At 72.5% G+C, this 13,034-nt stretch carries 10 protein-coding genes; 8 read left to right on the top strand and 2 right to left on the bottom strand.

Annotation, left to right across the window (positions count from 1 at the left end):
• Positions 1-10 precede the first annotated feature (10 nt).
• Together ACI796_RS11645 and nrfD are read left to right on the top strand one after the other, a co-directional pair.
• Positions 11-1,078: a 4Fe-4S dicluster domain-containing protein gene (locus ACI796_RS11645; RefSeq protein WP_456941391.1), complete on the top strand. Its 1,068-nt coding sequence runs from the start codon at positions 11-13 to the stop codon at positions 1,076-1,078.
• A 46-nt stretch (positions 1,079-1,124) separates the two neighbouring features.
• Complete coding sequence (gene nrfD / locus ACI796_RS11640; protein ID WP_456941390.1) at positions 1,125-2,165, top strand: NrfD/PsrC family molybdoenzyme membrane anchor subunit; 1,041 nt, start codon at positions 1,125-1,127, stop codon at positions 2,163-2,165.
• A gap of 66 nt (positions 2,166-2,231) precedes the next feature.
• Here nrfD and ACI796_RS11635 read toward each other — a convergent pair whose 3' ends face one another.
• Complete coding sequence (locus ACI796_RS11635) at positions 2,232-3,527, bottom strand: flavin-containing monooxygenase (RefSeq protein WP_456941389.1); 1,296 nt, start codon at positions 3,525-3,527, stop codon at positions 2,232-2,234.
• Positions 3,528-3,735: 208 nt separating this feature from the next.
• A complete protein-coding gene (locus ACI796_RS11630; RefSeq protein ID WP_456941388.1) occupies positions 3,736-4,275 on the bottom strand; it encodes an FkbM family methyltransferase in 540 nt (179 codons plus the stop codon).
• Between the two features lie 1,012 nt (positions 4,276-5,287).
• Here ACI796_RS11630 and ACI796_RS11625 point away from each other — a divergent pair.
• The 6 genes from ACI796_RS11625 to ACI796_RS11600 all read left to right on the top strand — a co-directional run bounded on the left by ACI796_RS11625 (position 5,288) and on the right by ACI796_RS11600 (position 13,003).
• Positions 5,288-6,076: a glycosyltransferase family 2 protein gene (locus ACI796_RS11625; protein ID WP_456941387.1), complete on the top strand. Its 789-nt coding sequence runs from the start codon at positions 5,288-5,290 to the stop codon at positions 6,074-6,076.
• A gap of 85 nt (positions 6,077-6,161) precedes the next feature.
• Positions 6,162-6,509: a hypothetical protein gene (locus tag ACI796_RS11620; protein ID WP_456941386.1), complete on the top strand. Its 348-nt coding sequence runs from the start codon at positions 6,162-6,164 to the stop codon at positions 6,507-6,509.
• Positions 6,506-7,678, top strand: a complete 1,173-nt coding sequence (locus ACI796_RS11615) for a GNAT family N-acetyltransferase (protein ID WP_456941385.1) — start codon at positions 6,506-6,508, stop codon at positions 7,676-7,678. Before ACI796_RS11620 ends, ACI796_RS11615 begins: the two co-directional genes overlap by 4 nt.
• Positions 7,675-8,694, top strand: a complete 1,020-nt coding sequence (locus ACI796_RS11610) for a glycosyltransferase family 2 protein (RefSeq protein WP_456941384.1) — start codon at positions 7,675-7,677, stop codon at positions 8,692-8,694. The genes ACI796_RS11615 and ACI796_RS11610 overlap by 4 nt, the downstream gene beginning before the upstream one ends.
• 23 nt (positions 8,695-8,717) lie before the next feature.
• Complete coding sequence (locus tag ACI796_RS11605; protein WP_456941383.1) at positions 8,718-9,491, top strand: polysaccharide deacetylase family protein; 774 nt, start codon at positions 8,718-8,720, stop codon at positions 9,489-9,491.
• Positions 9,488-13,003 carry a lipopolysaccharide biosynthesis protein gene (locus ACI796_RS11600; protein ID WP_456941382.1) on the top strand — a complete coding sequence of 1,172 codons (3,516 nt, stop codon included), beginning with the start codon at positions 9,488-9,490 and terminating at the stop codon, positions 13,001-13,003. The genes ACI796_RS11605 and ACI796_RS11600 overlap by 4 nt, the downstream gene beginning before the upstream one ends.
• Positions 13,004-13,034 lie beyond the last annotated feature (31 nt).

Genomic DNA, 13,034 nt, shown 5'->3' with positions numbered 1-13,034 from the left:
GGAGACCGGCATGACCCCGATCAGCTCGGCGAGTGCGGCGTTCACCGGGCACGACCCGGAGAACCGGCTCTACGGGCCGGTGCCGGACGTGACCGGGCAGGCCGGCTACGACCCGGACCACCCGGCGCGGGTGGGCTTCTTCACCGACACCTCGGTGTGCATCGGCTGCAAGGCCTGCGAGGTGGCGTGCAAGGAGTGGAACACGCTGCCGATGGACGACTCGCACGGCGTGCGCGACGTCATCGGGTTGTCCGGGATGTCCTACGACAACACCGGGCAGCTCGGGGCCAACTCCTGGCGGCACGTGGCGTTCATCGAGCAGTCCCGCACCGTCGACCTGCCGATGCCGACCTTCGGCCGCCCGGGCGACGACCGGCAGGGCAGCGGCCCGTCGGTGGCCGAGGGCGACAACGACGGCAGCCTGGCCGCGGCGCAGCAGTCGAGCGTGCTCAACGCCGAGGCGCTGTCGGAGTTCGACCCGCAGACCGGGCAGAGCGGCACCGACAAGCAGATCCGCTGGCTGATGAGCTCCGACGTCTGCAAGCACTGCACGCACGCCGGGTGCCTGGACGTCTGCCCGACCGGGGCGCTGTTCCGCACCGAGTTCGGGACCGTCGTCGTGCAGGGCGACATCTGCAACGGCTGCGGCTACTGCGTCATCGGCTGTCCCTACGGTGTCATCCAGACCCGCAAGGGCGACGGCCGGGCCTTCAAGTGCACGATGTGCTACGACCGGCTCACCGACGGGCTGCAGCCGGCGTGCGCCACCGCCTGCCCGACGCAGTCGATCCAGTTCGGCAACCTCGACGAGCTGCAGGCCCGCGCCGACGCCCGGCTGGCGACGCTCAAGTCGCAGGGAGTGGAGACGGCGCGGCTCTACGGCCGGGACGAGGACGACGGCGTCGGCGGCGCGGGCGCGTTCTTCCTGCTGCTCGACGAGCCGGAGGTCTACGGCCTGCCGCCGGACCCGGTGGTCACCACCCGCGACCTGCCCTCGATGTGGCGCGCGGCGGCGGCCGGCGCGGCGATGATCGCCGGCGTCGTCATCTCGTCGTTCGTCGGACGGAGGCCCCGATGATCGGCCGGGAGCGGCAGGGATGGCCGTTCCTGCCGGAGGGGGACCGGTGACGGAGGGGCTGACGACACCGGGCGCGGGCTGGCGGCGGGCCGACGGCCCGGCGGCGGAGGCCCGCGGCAAGCGGCGGCGCAGGGGCGGGCGGCGCGGCGGCGGCGGCGAGGTGCCGATGGTCGAGGACGCCCGGTTCACCTCGTACTACGGGCGCCCGATCATCAAGTCGCCGGTGTGGAAGTCGCCGGACGTGCCGCTGTACCTGTTCCTCGGCGGCATGGCGGGGTCGTCGTCGATCCTGGCGGCGGTCGCCGACGTCACCGGTCGGCCGGTGCTGACCCGGGTCGGCCGGTACACCGCCGGCGGCGGCGCGATCGCCTCGGTGGTCTTCCTCATCCACGACCTCGGGCGGCCCGAGCGGTTCCTGCACATGCTGCGGGTGTTCAAGCCGACCTCCCCGCTGTCGGTCGGCTCCTACATCCTCGCGCCGTTCGGTGCGGCGGCCGGGGCGACGGCGGCGGTCGAGCTGCTGGGCTGGTTCCCGCGGCTCAAGCGCTTCGGCGGCGTGGTGTCGGCGCTGTTCGGCGGGCCGCTGGCCACCTACACCGGCGTGCTGCTGGCCAACACCGCGGTGCCGTCCTGGCACGCGGCGCACCGGCAGCTGCCGTTCGTCTTCGGCGGCTCGGCGATGGCGGCCGGCGGCGGGATGACCATGGTGTTCACGCCGGTGGCCGAGGCGGGGCCGTCGCGGCGGACCGCGGTGGCCGGCGCGGCGATCGAGCTGGCCGTGATGCACCGGGTGGAGAACGACCACGGGATCGTCAGCGAGCCGTACCACGAGGGCCGGGCCGGGGCGCTGCTGCGCGCGGCGAAGGCCTGCACCGCGGCGGGCGCGGCGCTGACCGTCGTCGCCGGACGGCGTCGGGCCGGTGCGGTGGTGTCCGGGCTGCTGCTGGCGGCCGGCTCGCTGCTCACCCGCTTCGGCGTCTTCGAGGCCGGGCTGGCCAGCGCGCGGGACCCCAAGTACACGGTCGTCCCGCAACGCGAGCGGCTCGCCGCCCGGCAGAACGGCCACGCGCCGACCGTCACCCGCTGATCCCCCTCCGCGGCGGACGCCGACCACCGGGCGACCGCTCGTGCCCTCGGCTGCCGAGGACCGTCGTCACCTCGACGTGTGGGCGGACGGCGACTTCCACGGCCGGACCCGCCGGGTCGATGCCTCAGGCAGCCCCGCCAGCCGCCGGCGGAGTGACGGTCCTGTCTGTGGTGACGCCGGCTCGCCCGGCGCGGTGCAGTCAGGGTCCGGGGCGCGCAACCGTTCGGCGAGCCATGCGGCGTCCGCGGCGACGAAGCCCAGGAAGTGCGAGCTGCGCGAGCGTTGCCAGGGCAGTCCGAGGAAGACCAGGCCAGGCACGTCGCTGACACCGGCGACGTGCCGGACCTGCCCGTCGAGGACCACTCCGGGAACGTCCAGCCATGGGTACTCAGGGCGGAACCCGGTGGCCCAGACGACCCCGGCCACGTCCACGGTGGTGCCGTCGGCGAATCCGACGGTGTCGCCGCACGCGCTCACCGCACGCGGGCGGATCCGGACACCACTGGCACGCAGGCGTCGCCACGACGTACCGATGACGATCTCGACGCCGGCGCCCTGCCGCGCTCCCGGATGCCGCTGCGAGGCGACGCCACCGGCCCGGATGCGCCGCCACACGCTGTCGACGAGCGCCCCGCGGCGGGAGGGGGGCCGGATCGGCCCCTCGTCCGTCGGCCTGGCGACCAGCCCCAGCATCGTGAGCCACCAGAAGAGATCTCGGCCGAGCGGCCGCTGCGGCATCATGTACGGCCGCGAGCCGAGCGCGATGCTGACCGTGCGGCCCGAGGCGGCCAGCTCCGCGGCGATCTGGACGCCGGAGTTCCCGGCACCGACGACGAGCACCGGCCCGTGTGGCAGATCGGCGGGCCGTCGATAGGCCGAGCTGTGCAGCTGGACGACGGTCGGTGCCAGGCCCCCGGCGAGCGCCGGCACGTGGGGCGCGACGTAGGAGCCGGTGGCGACGACCACCTGGGAGGCGGTGAGCGTCCCGGTGGTGGTCTCGGCGATGAACCGGCCGTCGGGCGACCGGTGGAGACGGACCACCCGGGTCTGCAGGCGGACGGGCAGCCCGAAGGTCCGGGCGTAGCGCTCCAGGTAGTCGGCGACCTCGTCCTTGGTCGGGTAGGTGCCGGCGGGGGCCGGGAACGGAGAACCGGGCAGGGAGTTGTACTCCGCCGGGCTGAACAACCGCAGCGAGTCCCACCGTGAGCGCCAGGCGTCCCCGATGCGGGAGCCCGCGTCCACGACGAGGAAGGGGATCCCGACCCGTCGCAGGTGCCAGGCCATCGCCAGGCCGGCCTGGCCTGCGCCGATGACGAGGACCTGGACGGTGACGTCCTCCTCGGGGTGGAGCGGCGCGGTCATGGGCAAGCACGGTAGGTCAGCCAGGGAGTGCCGGGGTGGGTTTCCCGCTCGCCGGTCCCGGTGCCCTCGGGGCCTCGCGGACGGACACCCGAGCACAGGTCGCCTCCCGTCGCCCCGTCCCCGCGACGCAGGTCCACGACCGCCAGGCCGTACCCCGGGGCCGCGCCGACACCTCAGGGAGTGCGTGTCTCCCGCGCCGGCGGGCGGGCTACCGGCGTCGGATGACGAACAACTTGCTGTTGATCTGCCGGACGTCGTCGAGGCCTGCTCTCGCGAGATGTCCGAGAAGCGCGGGAAAGTCGTAAGGGGAGCCGGGCTCGTGGTCGAGGTCCACCTGCCCCACCACCGCCAGTTCCTCGACGGCGGTGGAAAAGAGGACGTCCCCCACCGCGCCCTCGACATTGATCTTCAGCGCGATCTCGATACCTGGGTGTTCTGCCGCCACTCGGCGCAGGATGTCGGGGAGGGTCACCATCGGCACCTCTTCGACCGACACCGAGTCGATCATCGCGCTGTGCAGGGAATGCGCCCACGACTCCTCGGCGATGAACAGTTCAGCCGTTCCTGTCGATCGGCCCACCGCCGCCTGCACACACGTCCATGCCGCCGCTCGACAATTCTGCTGCTGCGCCTGCACGAGGGCGTGGAAGTTGTCGCTCTGCGGCTCGTACGAATACACGTGCGCCGCTCCCTGAGCCAGGGCCCATGCCGAGAAATAGCCCTTGTGTGCTCCCAGATCGACGATCACGCGCCCACGGCACGTCATGGGGAACGCGTGCTGCCCCCAGATGTAGCCGAGAGTGAGGGCGTCGACTCCATAGGAGTCCCTCCCGAGGACGACCGGCCCGCCCGGCAGGGTGATCAGGTCGTCCTGTCGCGGTGGCCGACCGGCGACCAAGCGGAGTGACGCGCGCACGAGCTGAGCTCGGGCGCGTAGGGGGATGTCACTGCCGAGCGTCGTGAAGAAAGCGAGCTTTCCGGCGAAGTATGTGCGTTTGAGTACCGGCCGTAGCTGTGTCGGAACTCTCTGAAAGGAGCGTTCGAGCAAGTCCCCGTTCACCGTGCGTGCGTATCAGGAGTCTCGGATCCCGTCCAGAGGAGTCCGCCTCTGATCGTCGTCCCGCTTCTCCGGTGATCAACTTTCTGTCCGCTGCCACGGAGATGCGAATGGTGATTTCCGGGTCACCTGGTGTAGTCGCTTCCGGATTGACGTCGGACCCGAGCGGCGAGTCGCGGACGCAGCGAGAGAGGCAGCCACTCTGCGTGACGAAATCACAAAAGGTGGGATTTCGTCTCGTCAGCCCTTGACGATGCTCCTGGCACGACGCAAAGTCCTTCCCCTGTCAAGCACTCACACGAGATGAGTCGGGCTGTAGGAGACAGGCCGGCTCCGCTCAAGCGGGGGTCAGACGTGTTTGCCATGGGAGCGAACCGCGGGCGGCACCACTGCGGTGGCAGTGATGCACCTGACCGATGCGACGGCGGGCGCCGAGCTCCCTACGGCGGGGGTGTCGGCCACCCCGCGGACACGAGCCGCAGGTCGGGTGCAGGAGGCATGCGGGGCCCTGCGGCTCCCGATCCCGCACCGAGCCCCCTCGGCCCATTCCGGTTCCAAGAAGCGCGAGCCCCGGAGGCCACCCGTGAACACCTTGACCAGTCCCGTCATCAACCCTGACGGTGTGGAGCGCCAGGCTCCGCAGACGAGCGTCCAGCCGCGGGAGCCGGGGGACGCGGTGGCCGGACCCGAGGCGCCGCTCCCCGTGCCGACCACTGCTTCGGCGAGAGGCCGCCCGATCGTCAGCCTGATCATCCCGACGAGGAACGAGGCGGCGAACATCGCCTGGGTCCTCGAGAACGTCCCCGACCGTGTCGACGAGGTGATCGTGGTCGACGGGCGGTCCACCGACGCGACCGTCGTGACGGCACGGTCGTGTCGGCCCGGCATCCGGGTGCTCGAGCAGGAGGGGATCGGCAAGGGAGACGCCCTGCGGACCGGCTTCCGCGCGGCGCGTGGCGACATCATCGTCATGATCGACGCCGACGGCAGCATGGCGCCCAGTGAGATCCCGCACTACGTGCACTTCCTCGAGAACGGCTACGACTTCGTCAAGGGCTCGCGCTTCATCGGAGGCGGGGGCTCTCGCGACATCAGCCCCACCCGACGGATGGGGAACGCGGTCCTGGTGCACCTGGTCAACGGCCTCTACGACGCGCACCTGACCGACCTCTGCTACGGGTTCTGCGCCTTCCACCGTCGGTACCTCGACTACCTGGGGGTCTCCACGCCCGGCTTCGAGGTCGAGGCCAAGATGATCGTCTCGGCCATCAAGTCGGGGCTGCGGATAGCGGAGGTCCCCAGCCTCGAGATGCCGCGTCGGTTCGGCCGGTCCAACCTGCGGACCTTCCGTGACGGCACGCGGGTTCTCCGCACCGTCCTCCGGGAGCACAACTCAGGGCTCAGCGGCCACGCCGTCCAGCAGGTCCGGTCGATGGTCCATCGTCCCGCCGGGACGACCTCGGTCGCACTGACCCCTGCTCCGCGGCCGTGAGCGCCGTCCCGGGCGAGGAGGCCGCCGAAGCACTCGACGGCCTCCGATGAGACGGTCGGCGGAACGCCTGGCCGGTGCTGCGGCCATGGCAGCGACCGGCCACCTGGCCGGAGTGGCGATCGCCACGGACCAGCACGCGCTGGTGGAGGGACTGGCCGTCGCGGCTCTCCTCGCCGGCCCAGGGGTCACCACCGCGGCCCTCCTCCGGAGGGTGACCGTGTGGACCCGGCTCGTGTGTGGACTCGCGGCCGCGATCTGTGTCAACGGCATCGTGGCGGAGGTCATGCTCGTCCTGCACCTCTGGTCCATCCCGGGCGGGGCCACCGCGGTCGGCGTCATCAGCGCGGCGCTGTGGCTCGTCGCCCCGGCTCTCCGGGACGACGCCGTGGCCGCCGTCTCCCCGCCTGCCCCGGACCCCCGGGTGGCGTCGTGAGGATCACCGTGGTCCCACCCGGCGAGCTGGGCGAGCCCGAGCTGGGAGCCTGGCGCACCTTCCAGCAGCAGACACCGGCCCTGGACAACCCCTTCATGGCGCCGGAGTACGTCCGCGCGGTCGGCGCGGTCCGGCCCGCGACCCGTGTGGCGGTGCTCGAGGACGGGAACGCGGTGGTCGGCTTCTTCCCGTTCGAGCGCCGGGGCCTCGGCTACGGGATGCCGATCGCCCCGACCCTGACCGAGTGGCAGGGCGTGGTGCACGCGGTCGGCCTCGACTGGGATCCCAGGCGGTTGCTGCGGGCCTGCGGCCTGTCGACCTGGGAGTTCGACTGCCTCGCCGAGGGGCAGCGGCCGTTCGCGCCCTTCGAACTCTGCCGTGTGCCGTCGCCGGTGATGGACCTGCGTCAGGGCTACGACCACTACCTCGCTGAGCGCCGCCGTGCGTCGTCGCGGATCCGGGACCTGCCGCGCCGGCGTCGACGGCTCGAACGCGAGGTCGGGCCCGTCCGGTTCGAGTTCGACGCCCGGGATCCGCAGGCGCTCCGGAGGCTCATGGCGTGGAAGTCGGCGCAATACCGCCGAACCGGCCGGACCGACCGCTTCGCCCGGCCCTGGATCGTCGAGCTGGTCGAGACCATGCTCGAGACACGGGCCCCGGGGTGCACCGGCCGGCTGTCGATCCTCCACGCGGGCGAGCACGTGGTCGCGGCGCACTTCGGCGTGAGCTCGTCGCGGGTCCTCCCCACGTGGTTCCCCGCCTACGACGTCGGGTCCCGGCCGTACTCGCCCGGGCTGCTGCTGCACCTCGAGATGGCGCGGGCGGCGTCCGCCGTCGGCATCTCCACCGTCGACCTGGGCCGTGGCGCCAAGGACTACAAGGAGTGGCTCAAGAGCTACGACCTCGTCGTCGCCGAGGGGCGCGTGCACCGGGCCTCGGCCGCCGCCGCCCTGCACTGGGCGCGCCGGGAACCCGTGCGCCACCTCCGGCAGGTCGTCCTCGAGAGCCCCGCGCTCTACCAGGCGGCCGACCGGGCCCTCGTGGGCTACGCGAAGTTGCGCGGCCGGCCCGGCCGGAGGACTCCCGGACCCGGCGACGGTGGTGCCGGGGGCACGAGACAGCGGTCCGACGGGGTGCACCGGCCCCACCGACAGGAGGTGTCGTCATGAGCACCGCGAGCGCAGCCCGGGACCGGCGCGCAGCGCCGTCGCCGGAAGAGGTGCCGGCCTCGCCCCCGCCCCCGCCGATCTCCGTGGTCATCTGCGCGTACACCGAGCAGCGCTGGGACGACGTGCTCGCCGCCGTCCGGTCGGTGGAGGAGCAGCGGCTGCGCCCGCTCGAGGTCATCCTCGTCGTCGACCACAACCGTCCGCTCCACGAGCGGCTGCGAGCGGCGCTGCCCGACGTCCGCGTCGTCGAGAACGAGGGTGAGCGCGGCCTGTCGGGAGGCAAGAACACCGGCGTCGCGCTGGCCCGCGGCGACGTCATCGCCTTCCTGGACGACGACGCGGTGGCCGAACCGGAGTGGTTGCACTGGCTGGGAGCCGGCTACACGGGCCCGGACGTCATGGGCGTCGGTGGGCTGACCCTCCCCTCGTGGGAGACCGGTCGCCCGGCCTGGTTCCCGGCGGAGTTCGACTGGGTGGTGGGGTGCACCTTCACGGGTCGGCGTCCCGGCGTGGTCCGCAACCTGCTCGGCGGCAACGCCTCCTTCCGCCGCGAGGCGTTCGAGGTCGCGGGCGGCTTCGTCAGCCGGCTCGGCCGGTCCACCAGGAGCAGCCGACCACTCGGCTGTGAGGAGACCGAGTTCTGCATCCGGGTCGCACAGCAGCGCCCGGGATCGGTGTTCCTCTTCGAGGACCGTGCGGTCATCCGGCACCGGGCACCCGCGGACCGCGAGCGCTTCTCCTACTTCCGTTCCCGGTGTTATGCCGAGGGCCTGTCCAAGGCCGTCGTCACCCGGAGCGTGGGCGCCGGCGACGGGTTGTCGGCAGAACGCTCCTACGTCGCGCGCACCCTCGGCCGGGGGATGGCCCGGGGGCTGGGGGAGGCGCTGCGCGGGGACGGCGCAGGTCTGGCCCGCACCGGCGCCATCGCGGCCGGGCTGCTCGCGACCACGGCCGGTTACGCCGTCGGCCTGGCGCAGTCGCGCCCGGTGCTCCAGGGGGAGGCCGGCGACACGTGAGTCGGAGGCCCGTACCGCTTCTCATGTACCACTCGGTCGCCGAGGACCCGACCCCGGCGACCCGGCGGCTGGCGGTCAGTCCCCCGGCGTTCGCGGAGCAGGCCCAGCGGCTGGCGGACCTCGGCTTCACGACGCTGACCTTCTCCGCCCTCGCCGACCGGCTGACCTCGGGCGCCGAGTTGCCGGAGCGACCGGTGGCCCTGACCTTCGATGACGGCTACGCCGACTTCCACAGCGTCGTGTTCCCGATACTGCGGCGACACGGTCTCACCGCCACGGTCTTCGTCACCACCGGCTGGCTGGCCGATGCAGGGGCGTCCGCGGCGGGACGGCCGATCGGCCGGATGCTGAGCCGGCAGCAGCTCGCGGAGCTGAGCGCCGCCGGCATCGAGATCGGCGGCCACAGTCACAGCCATCCCCAGCTCGACCAGCTCCAGGGCCCCCAGCTGGCCGGGGAGCTGCAGCGCAGCAAGGAACTGCTCGAGGAGGCGACCGGCCGGCCGGTGGAGGGACTGGCCTATCCGTACGGCTACACCAGTCCTCGGGTCCGGGAGGCCGTGGCCGCCAGCGGTTACCGGTTCGCCGCCGTCGTGGCCAACACCTGTGCCCGGGCGCCGGTCGACCCGCTGGCAGTACCTCGGCTCACCATCCGGCGGACGACGACGATGCAGACCTTCGAGCAGCTCGTCGGCGCGCGGGGCATCGGCCGGACGTTCCTGCTCCAGCGCACGTTGACCCGTGGGTTCGCCGTCGTCCGACGAGGCCACCGGCTCGCCCGGCGAGTGGGACGGGCATGACCGACGTCGACGTGCGCATCCCCACCCCCGCCCCGGAGGCGGGGGAGGAGGCGCTCCCGCCACCGCGAGGGAGGGGACGGCTGCGGCGGCACCTGGCCGAGCCGTTCGCCCGCAACGCCTACAGCCTGGTGCTCAACACCGGTCTGACAGGCGTGCTGGGGGTCGGCTACTGGCTGGTGGCGGCTCGGACCTACGGGGAGTCCGACGTCGGCCGCGGGTCGGTGACGATCTCGGTGATGACCCTGCTCAGCGGGCTCGTGGCCCTGAGCCTCTACGGCACGTTGGCCTGTTTCATCGGGCCCAGCGGACGGCGGACCGGCAGGTTCGTGCTGGGCACCTACGTGCTCACGGCCGTGGCCACGGCCGTGCTGGCCACCGGCTTCCTCCTCACCCTGCCGCTGTGGGGGCCCTCCTACGTCCACCTGTCGGGCTTCACCACGGGGGCGTGGTTCGTCGCCGCCGTCGTCGCCGCGGCGCTGTTCACCCTGCAGGACGGTGTCCTGACCGGACTGCGCCGGTCCGGCTGGGTACCGGTCGAGAACGCCGTGTTCGGCATCGCCAAGCTGGCCCTGCTGGTCGTGCTCGCCTCGAGAGATCCCCGGGACGGTGTCTGGCTGTCGTGGGTCATCCCCATGGCGCTGCTCCTGCTGCCCGTCAACGGCCTCATCTTCGGCCGCTTGATCCCCCGGCACCGCCGGACGGTGCCCCCGACGCACGTCCCCCCCACCGTCAGGCAGGTGGGGCGGTTCCTGGCCGGCGACTACCTCGGCGCGCTGTGCATGCTCGCGGCCTTCCAGCTGGTGCCCGTGCTGGTGGCCGCCGCCGTGCCGCTGTACTCCTTCGGCTACTTCTACATCGCCTGGACGGTGGGCTCGCTGCTGGCCACCGTCGGCACGAACATGGCCAGCTCGCTGACCGTCGAGGGCGTCTACGACCCGGGCAGCCTCAGCGCCAACTGCCGCGCCGCCATCACGCGGACCGTCGCGCTGGTGCTCACCGCGGCCGTCGCCATCGCGCTCGTCGCACCCTACGGTCTGGGGCTCCTGGGCAAGGGGTACCTCGACGCCGTCCCTCTCCTCCAGTTGCTGGCAGCGGCGGCGTTGCCGGTCTCCCTCGTCGAGATCTACGTCGGAGTGCTGCGGGCCCAGAACGCCAGCGCCCGGATCGCCCGCATCCAGGTGCTCCGCGTCGTGCTCATGTTGTGCGCGGTGCTGGCAGCGACCCAGCTGGACGGACTGTTCGGCGACCTCGTGCCCCTCACGTTGACGCGCGTGGGGATCGCCGTCCTGCTGTACCAGAGCGTCCTGGCCGCGCTCGTGCTCCCGCGGCTGTGGAAGGTGGCGGGGACCGCCCGGAGCACGGCGCGGCGCGGCGGCCTGCACCGGTTGCCGGTCCCGACCGCTCCTGTGCTGGACGACCACCTCGTGGCCGGCTCCTCCGCCCCCGTGCCGGTGACGGCGACGCGGATCCGCACGAGCGACCGCGCTGCGGCCGGGCGCCTGGGAGGAGCGGCGCCGGTCCTGCTCGCGCTCACGACCGTTGCCGGGCTCGTGGCGTACGCGCTCCCGCTGCGGTCGGTGGACCTGCGGCAGATCAACGGCTACGGACTCGTCTCCGTCCTCCCGCTCGCCTCCATCGCGGGGCTCGTCCTGATCGGCTCGTCGTTCCTGGCCGGCCTCGCTCTCCGCCGCGCCCGCACCGTCCTCCTGGGTCTGCAGCTCGTGGCGTGGGTCGTCTGCCTGCACGGGCTGCCCGTGCTGCTGCACAGCATGCCGCGGTTCCCGACGGCCTGGACGCACCTGGGGTTCATCGAGTTCATCACCCGCACCGGCACCGTCGCCCCGTCGATCGACGCGAGGTTCAGCTGGGCGGGCTTCTTCGGGCTGTTCTCGTTCCTCAGCGACGCCCGCCACTGGCAGGACATGGCGTGGGTCCTGCGCCTCACCCCGGTCGTCAGCAACCTGCTGTACCTGCTGCCGGTGGTCCTCATCCTCACCAACCTGCGGGCGAACTGGCGCGCGAAGTGGCTGACGCTGTGGCTGTTCGCCGTCTTCAACTGGGTGGGTCAGGACTACTTCTCGCCGCAGGGACTCGCCTACTTCCTCTACCTGACGCTGGTGGCGCTGCTGATCACCTGGTTCCGCCCGGCGGCGAGAACCCGCCGGCCGGGCGTCCGGGAGCCGCGGGCCCGGTCGTGGCTGCACCCCCCGACGCCCGGGGAGTTGCCCGCTCGGCCCACCGGGCGCTCCGAACGGGTGGTCCTGCTGGTGCTCGTGCTGGTGGTCTTCACGTTCACCACGATGAGCCACCAGCTGACGCCGTTCCTGATGATCGGCGCGGCCACGGCCCTGGTCCTCGTCGGGCGGTGCGTGCTGCGCACCCTGCCGGTGCTCATGTTCGTCATCGTGGCGGCCTGGATCAGCTTCATGGCCGTCGGCTACTGGTCGGGGCACCTGCACGAGCTGTTGGGCGGGTTGGGGTCGTTCGGGACCAACGTGTCGAGCAGCGTCCAGGGCCGCACCGGGGACAGCGGCGCCCAGCACCTGCTGGTCCTGAAGGTCCGGGTGGCCCTCGCCCTGGGTGCGTGGGGGCTCGCCGCGGCGGGGGCACTGCGACGCCGGCGGCAGGGTTTCGACGACCGCGTCGTCCTGGCGCTGCTGGCCAGCCCCGCCCTCGGGTTCGGCCTGCAGAGCTACGGCGGGGAGATCGCCCTGCGTGTCTTCGTGTTCTCCCTGCCGGCGGTGTGCTTCCTCGCCGCCCAGTCCTTCTTCCCCGAGGCCGGATCCCGACGGCGCATCGGGCGCCTGCTGGGCGTTCCGGCCGCTCTGCTGTGCGTCCCGTTGCTGGTGGGTGGCTTCCTGGTCGCCCGCTTCGGCAACGAGGGGTTCGAGTACGTGCGTCCCGGGGAGATCACCGCCACCGACGTCGTGCTCGACCACAGCACCGGCTTGACCTCGGTTCTCTGGCCGGCGAGGGAACCCCCCGCGACCCTGCCCAGCGCCTCCTTCGTGACCAGTTACAGCCAGGTCGACCGGGTCTTCTACTCCTCGGTCATCGTGCCACCGGACCCCGGGGACGTCGGGCCCGTGGTGAACCAGATGCGTGAGCACGGGCCCGGTGCGTATCTCCTCACCACCCGCAGCCAGGAGGCCGAACTGGTCCTCGCCGAGGGATTCCCCCAGGATTGGGGGGACCGTTTCCGGGCCAGCATGGCAGCGAGCCCGGACGTCCGTGTCCTGGTGTCGAACCCCGACGCCGCGGTGTACGTGCTGGCCACTCCGCCACCCGGGCCCGTCGAGGACCCGCCGCCGGTGAGCACGGGCGTGGGCGCGTGGACGCCGCTGACCGGGGTGGGCCTCACCTGTCTCGTGGCGCTCGCGGGCGCGCTCTGCCTGCGTGAGCTGCGCCGCCTGACCGGACGGGCCCGGGCGCCGATGCTCACGGTGGTGACCCTGCCGCTCGCCTTCGGCCTGCTCGTCGTCGTCCTGGAGCGCGCGGTCCTGCTGGCGTGACCGATGGCGGTGCCGGGCCCCGGCTCGGCGT

It is taken from the genome of Geodermatophilus sp. SYSU D00525 (assembly GCF_054050475.1).
Note: the sequence above shows the minus strand (reverse complement) of the source record. Positions and strands in the feature narration are given on the sequence as shown.

Bases quoted from the DNA above. Each gene is read 5' to 3' on its own strand.
- ACI796_RS11645 (WP_456941391.1), top strand. From the start codon at position 11: ATGACCCCGATCAGCTCGGCGAGTGCGGCGTTCACCGGGCACGACCCG.
- ACI796_RS11620 (WP_456941386.1), top strand. From the start codon at position 6,162: ATGGCAGCGACCGGCCACCTGGCCGGAGTGGCGATCGCCACGGACCAG.
- ACI796_RS11600 (WP_456941382.1), top strand. From the start codon at position 9,488: ATGACCGACGTCGACGTGCGCATCCCCACCCCCGCCCCGGAGGCGGGG.
- ACI796_RS11635 (WP_456941389.1), bottom strand. From the start codon at position 3,527: ATGACCGCGCCGCTCCACCCCGAGGAGGACGTCACCGTCCAGGTCCTC.
- ACI796_RS11605 (WP_456941383.1), top strand. From the start codon at position 8,718: ATGTACCACTCGGTCGCCGAGGACCCGACCCCGGCGACCCGGCGGCTG.
- ACI796_RS11610 (WP_456941384.1), top strand. From the start codon at position 7,675: ATGAGCACCGCGAGCGCAGCCCGGGACCGGCGCGCAGCGCCGTCGCCG.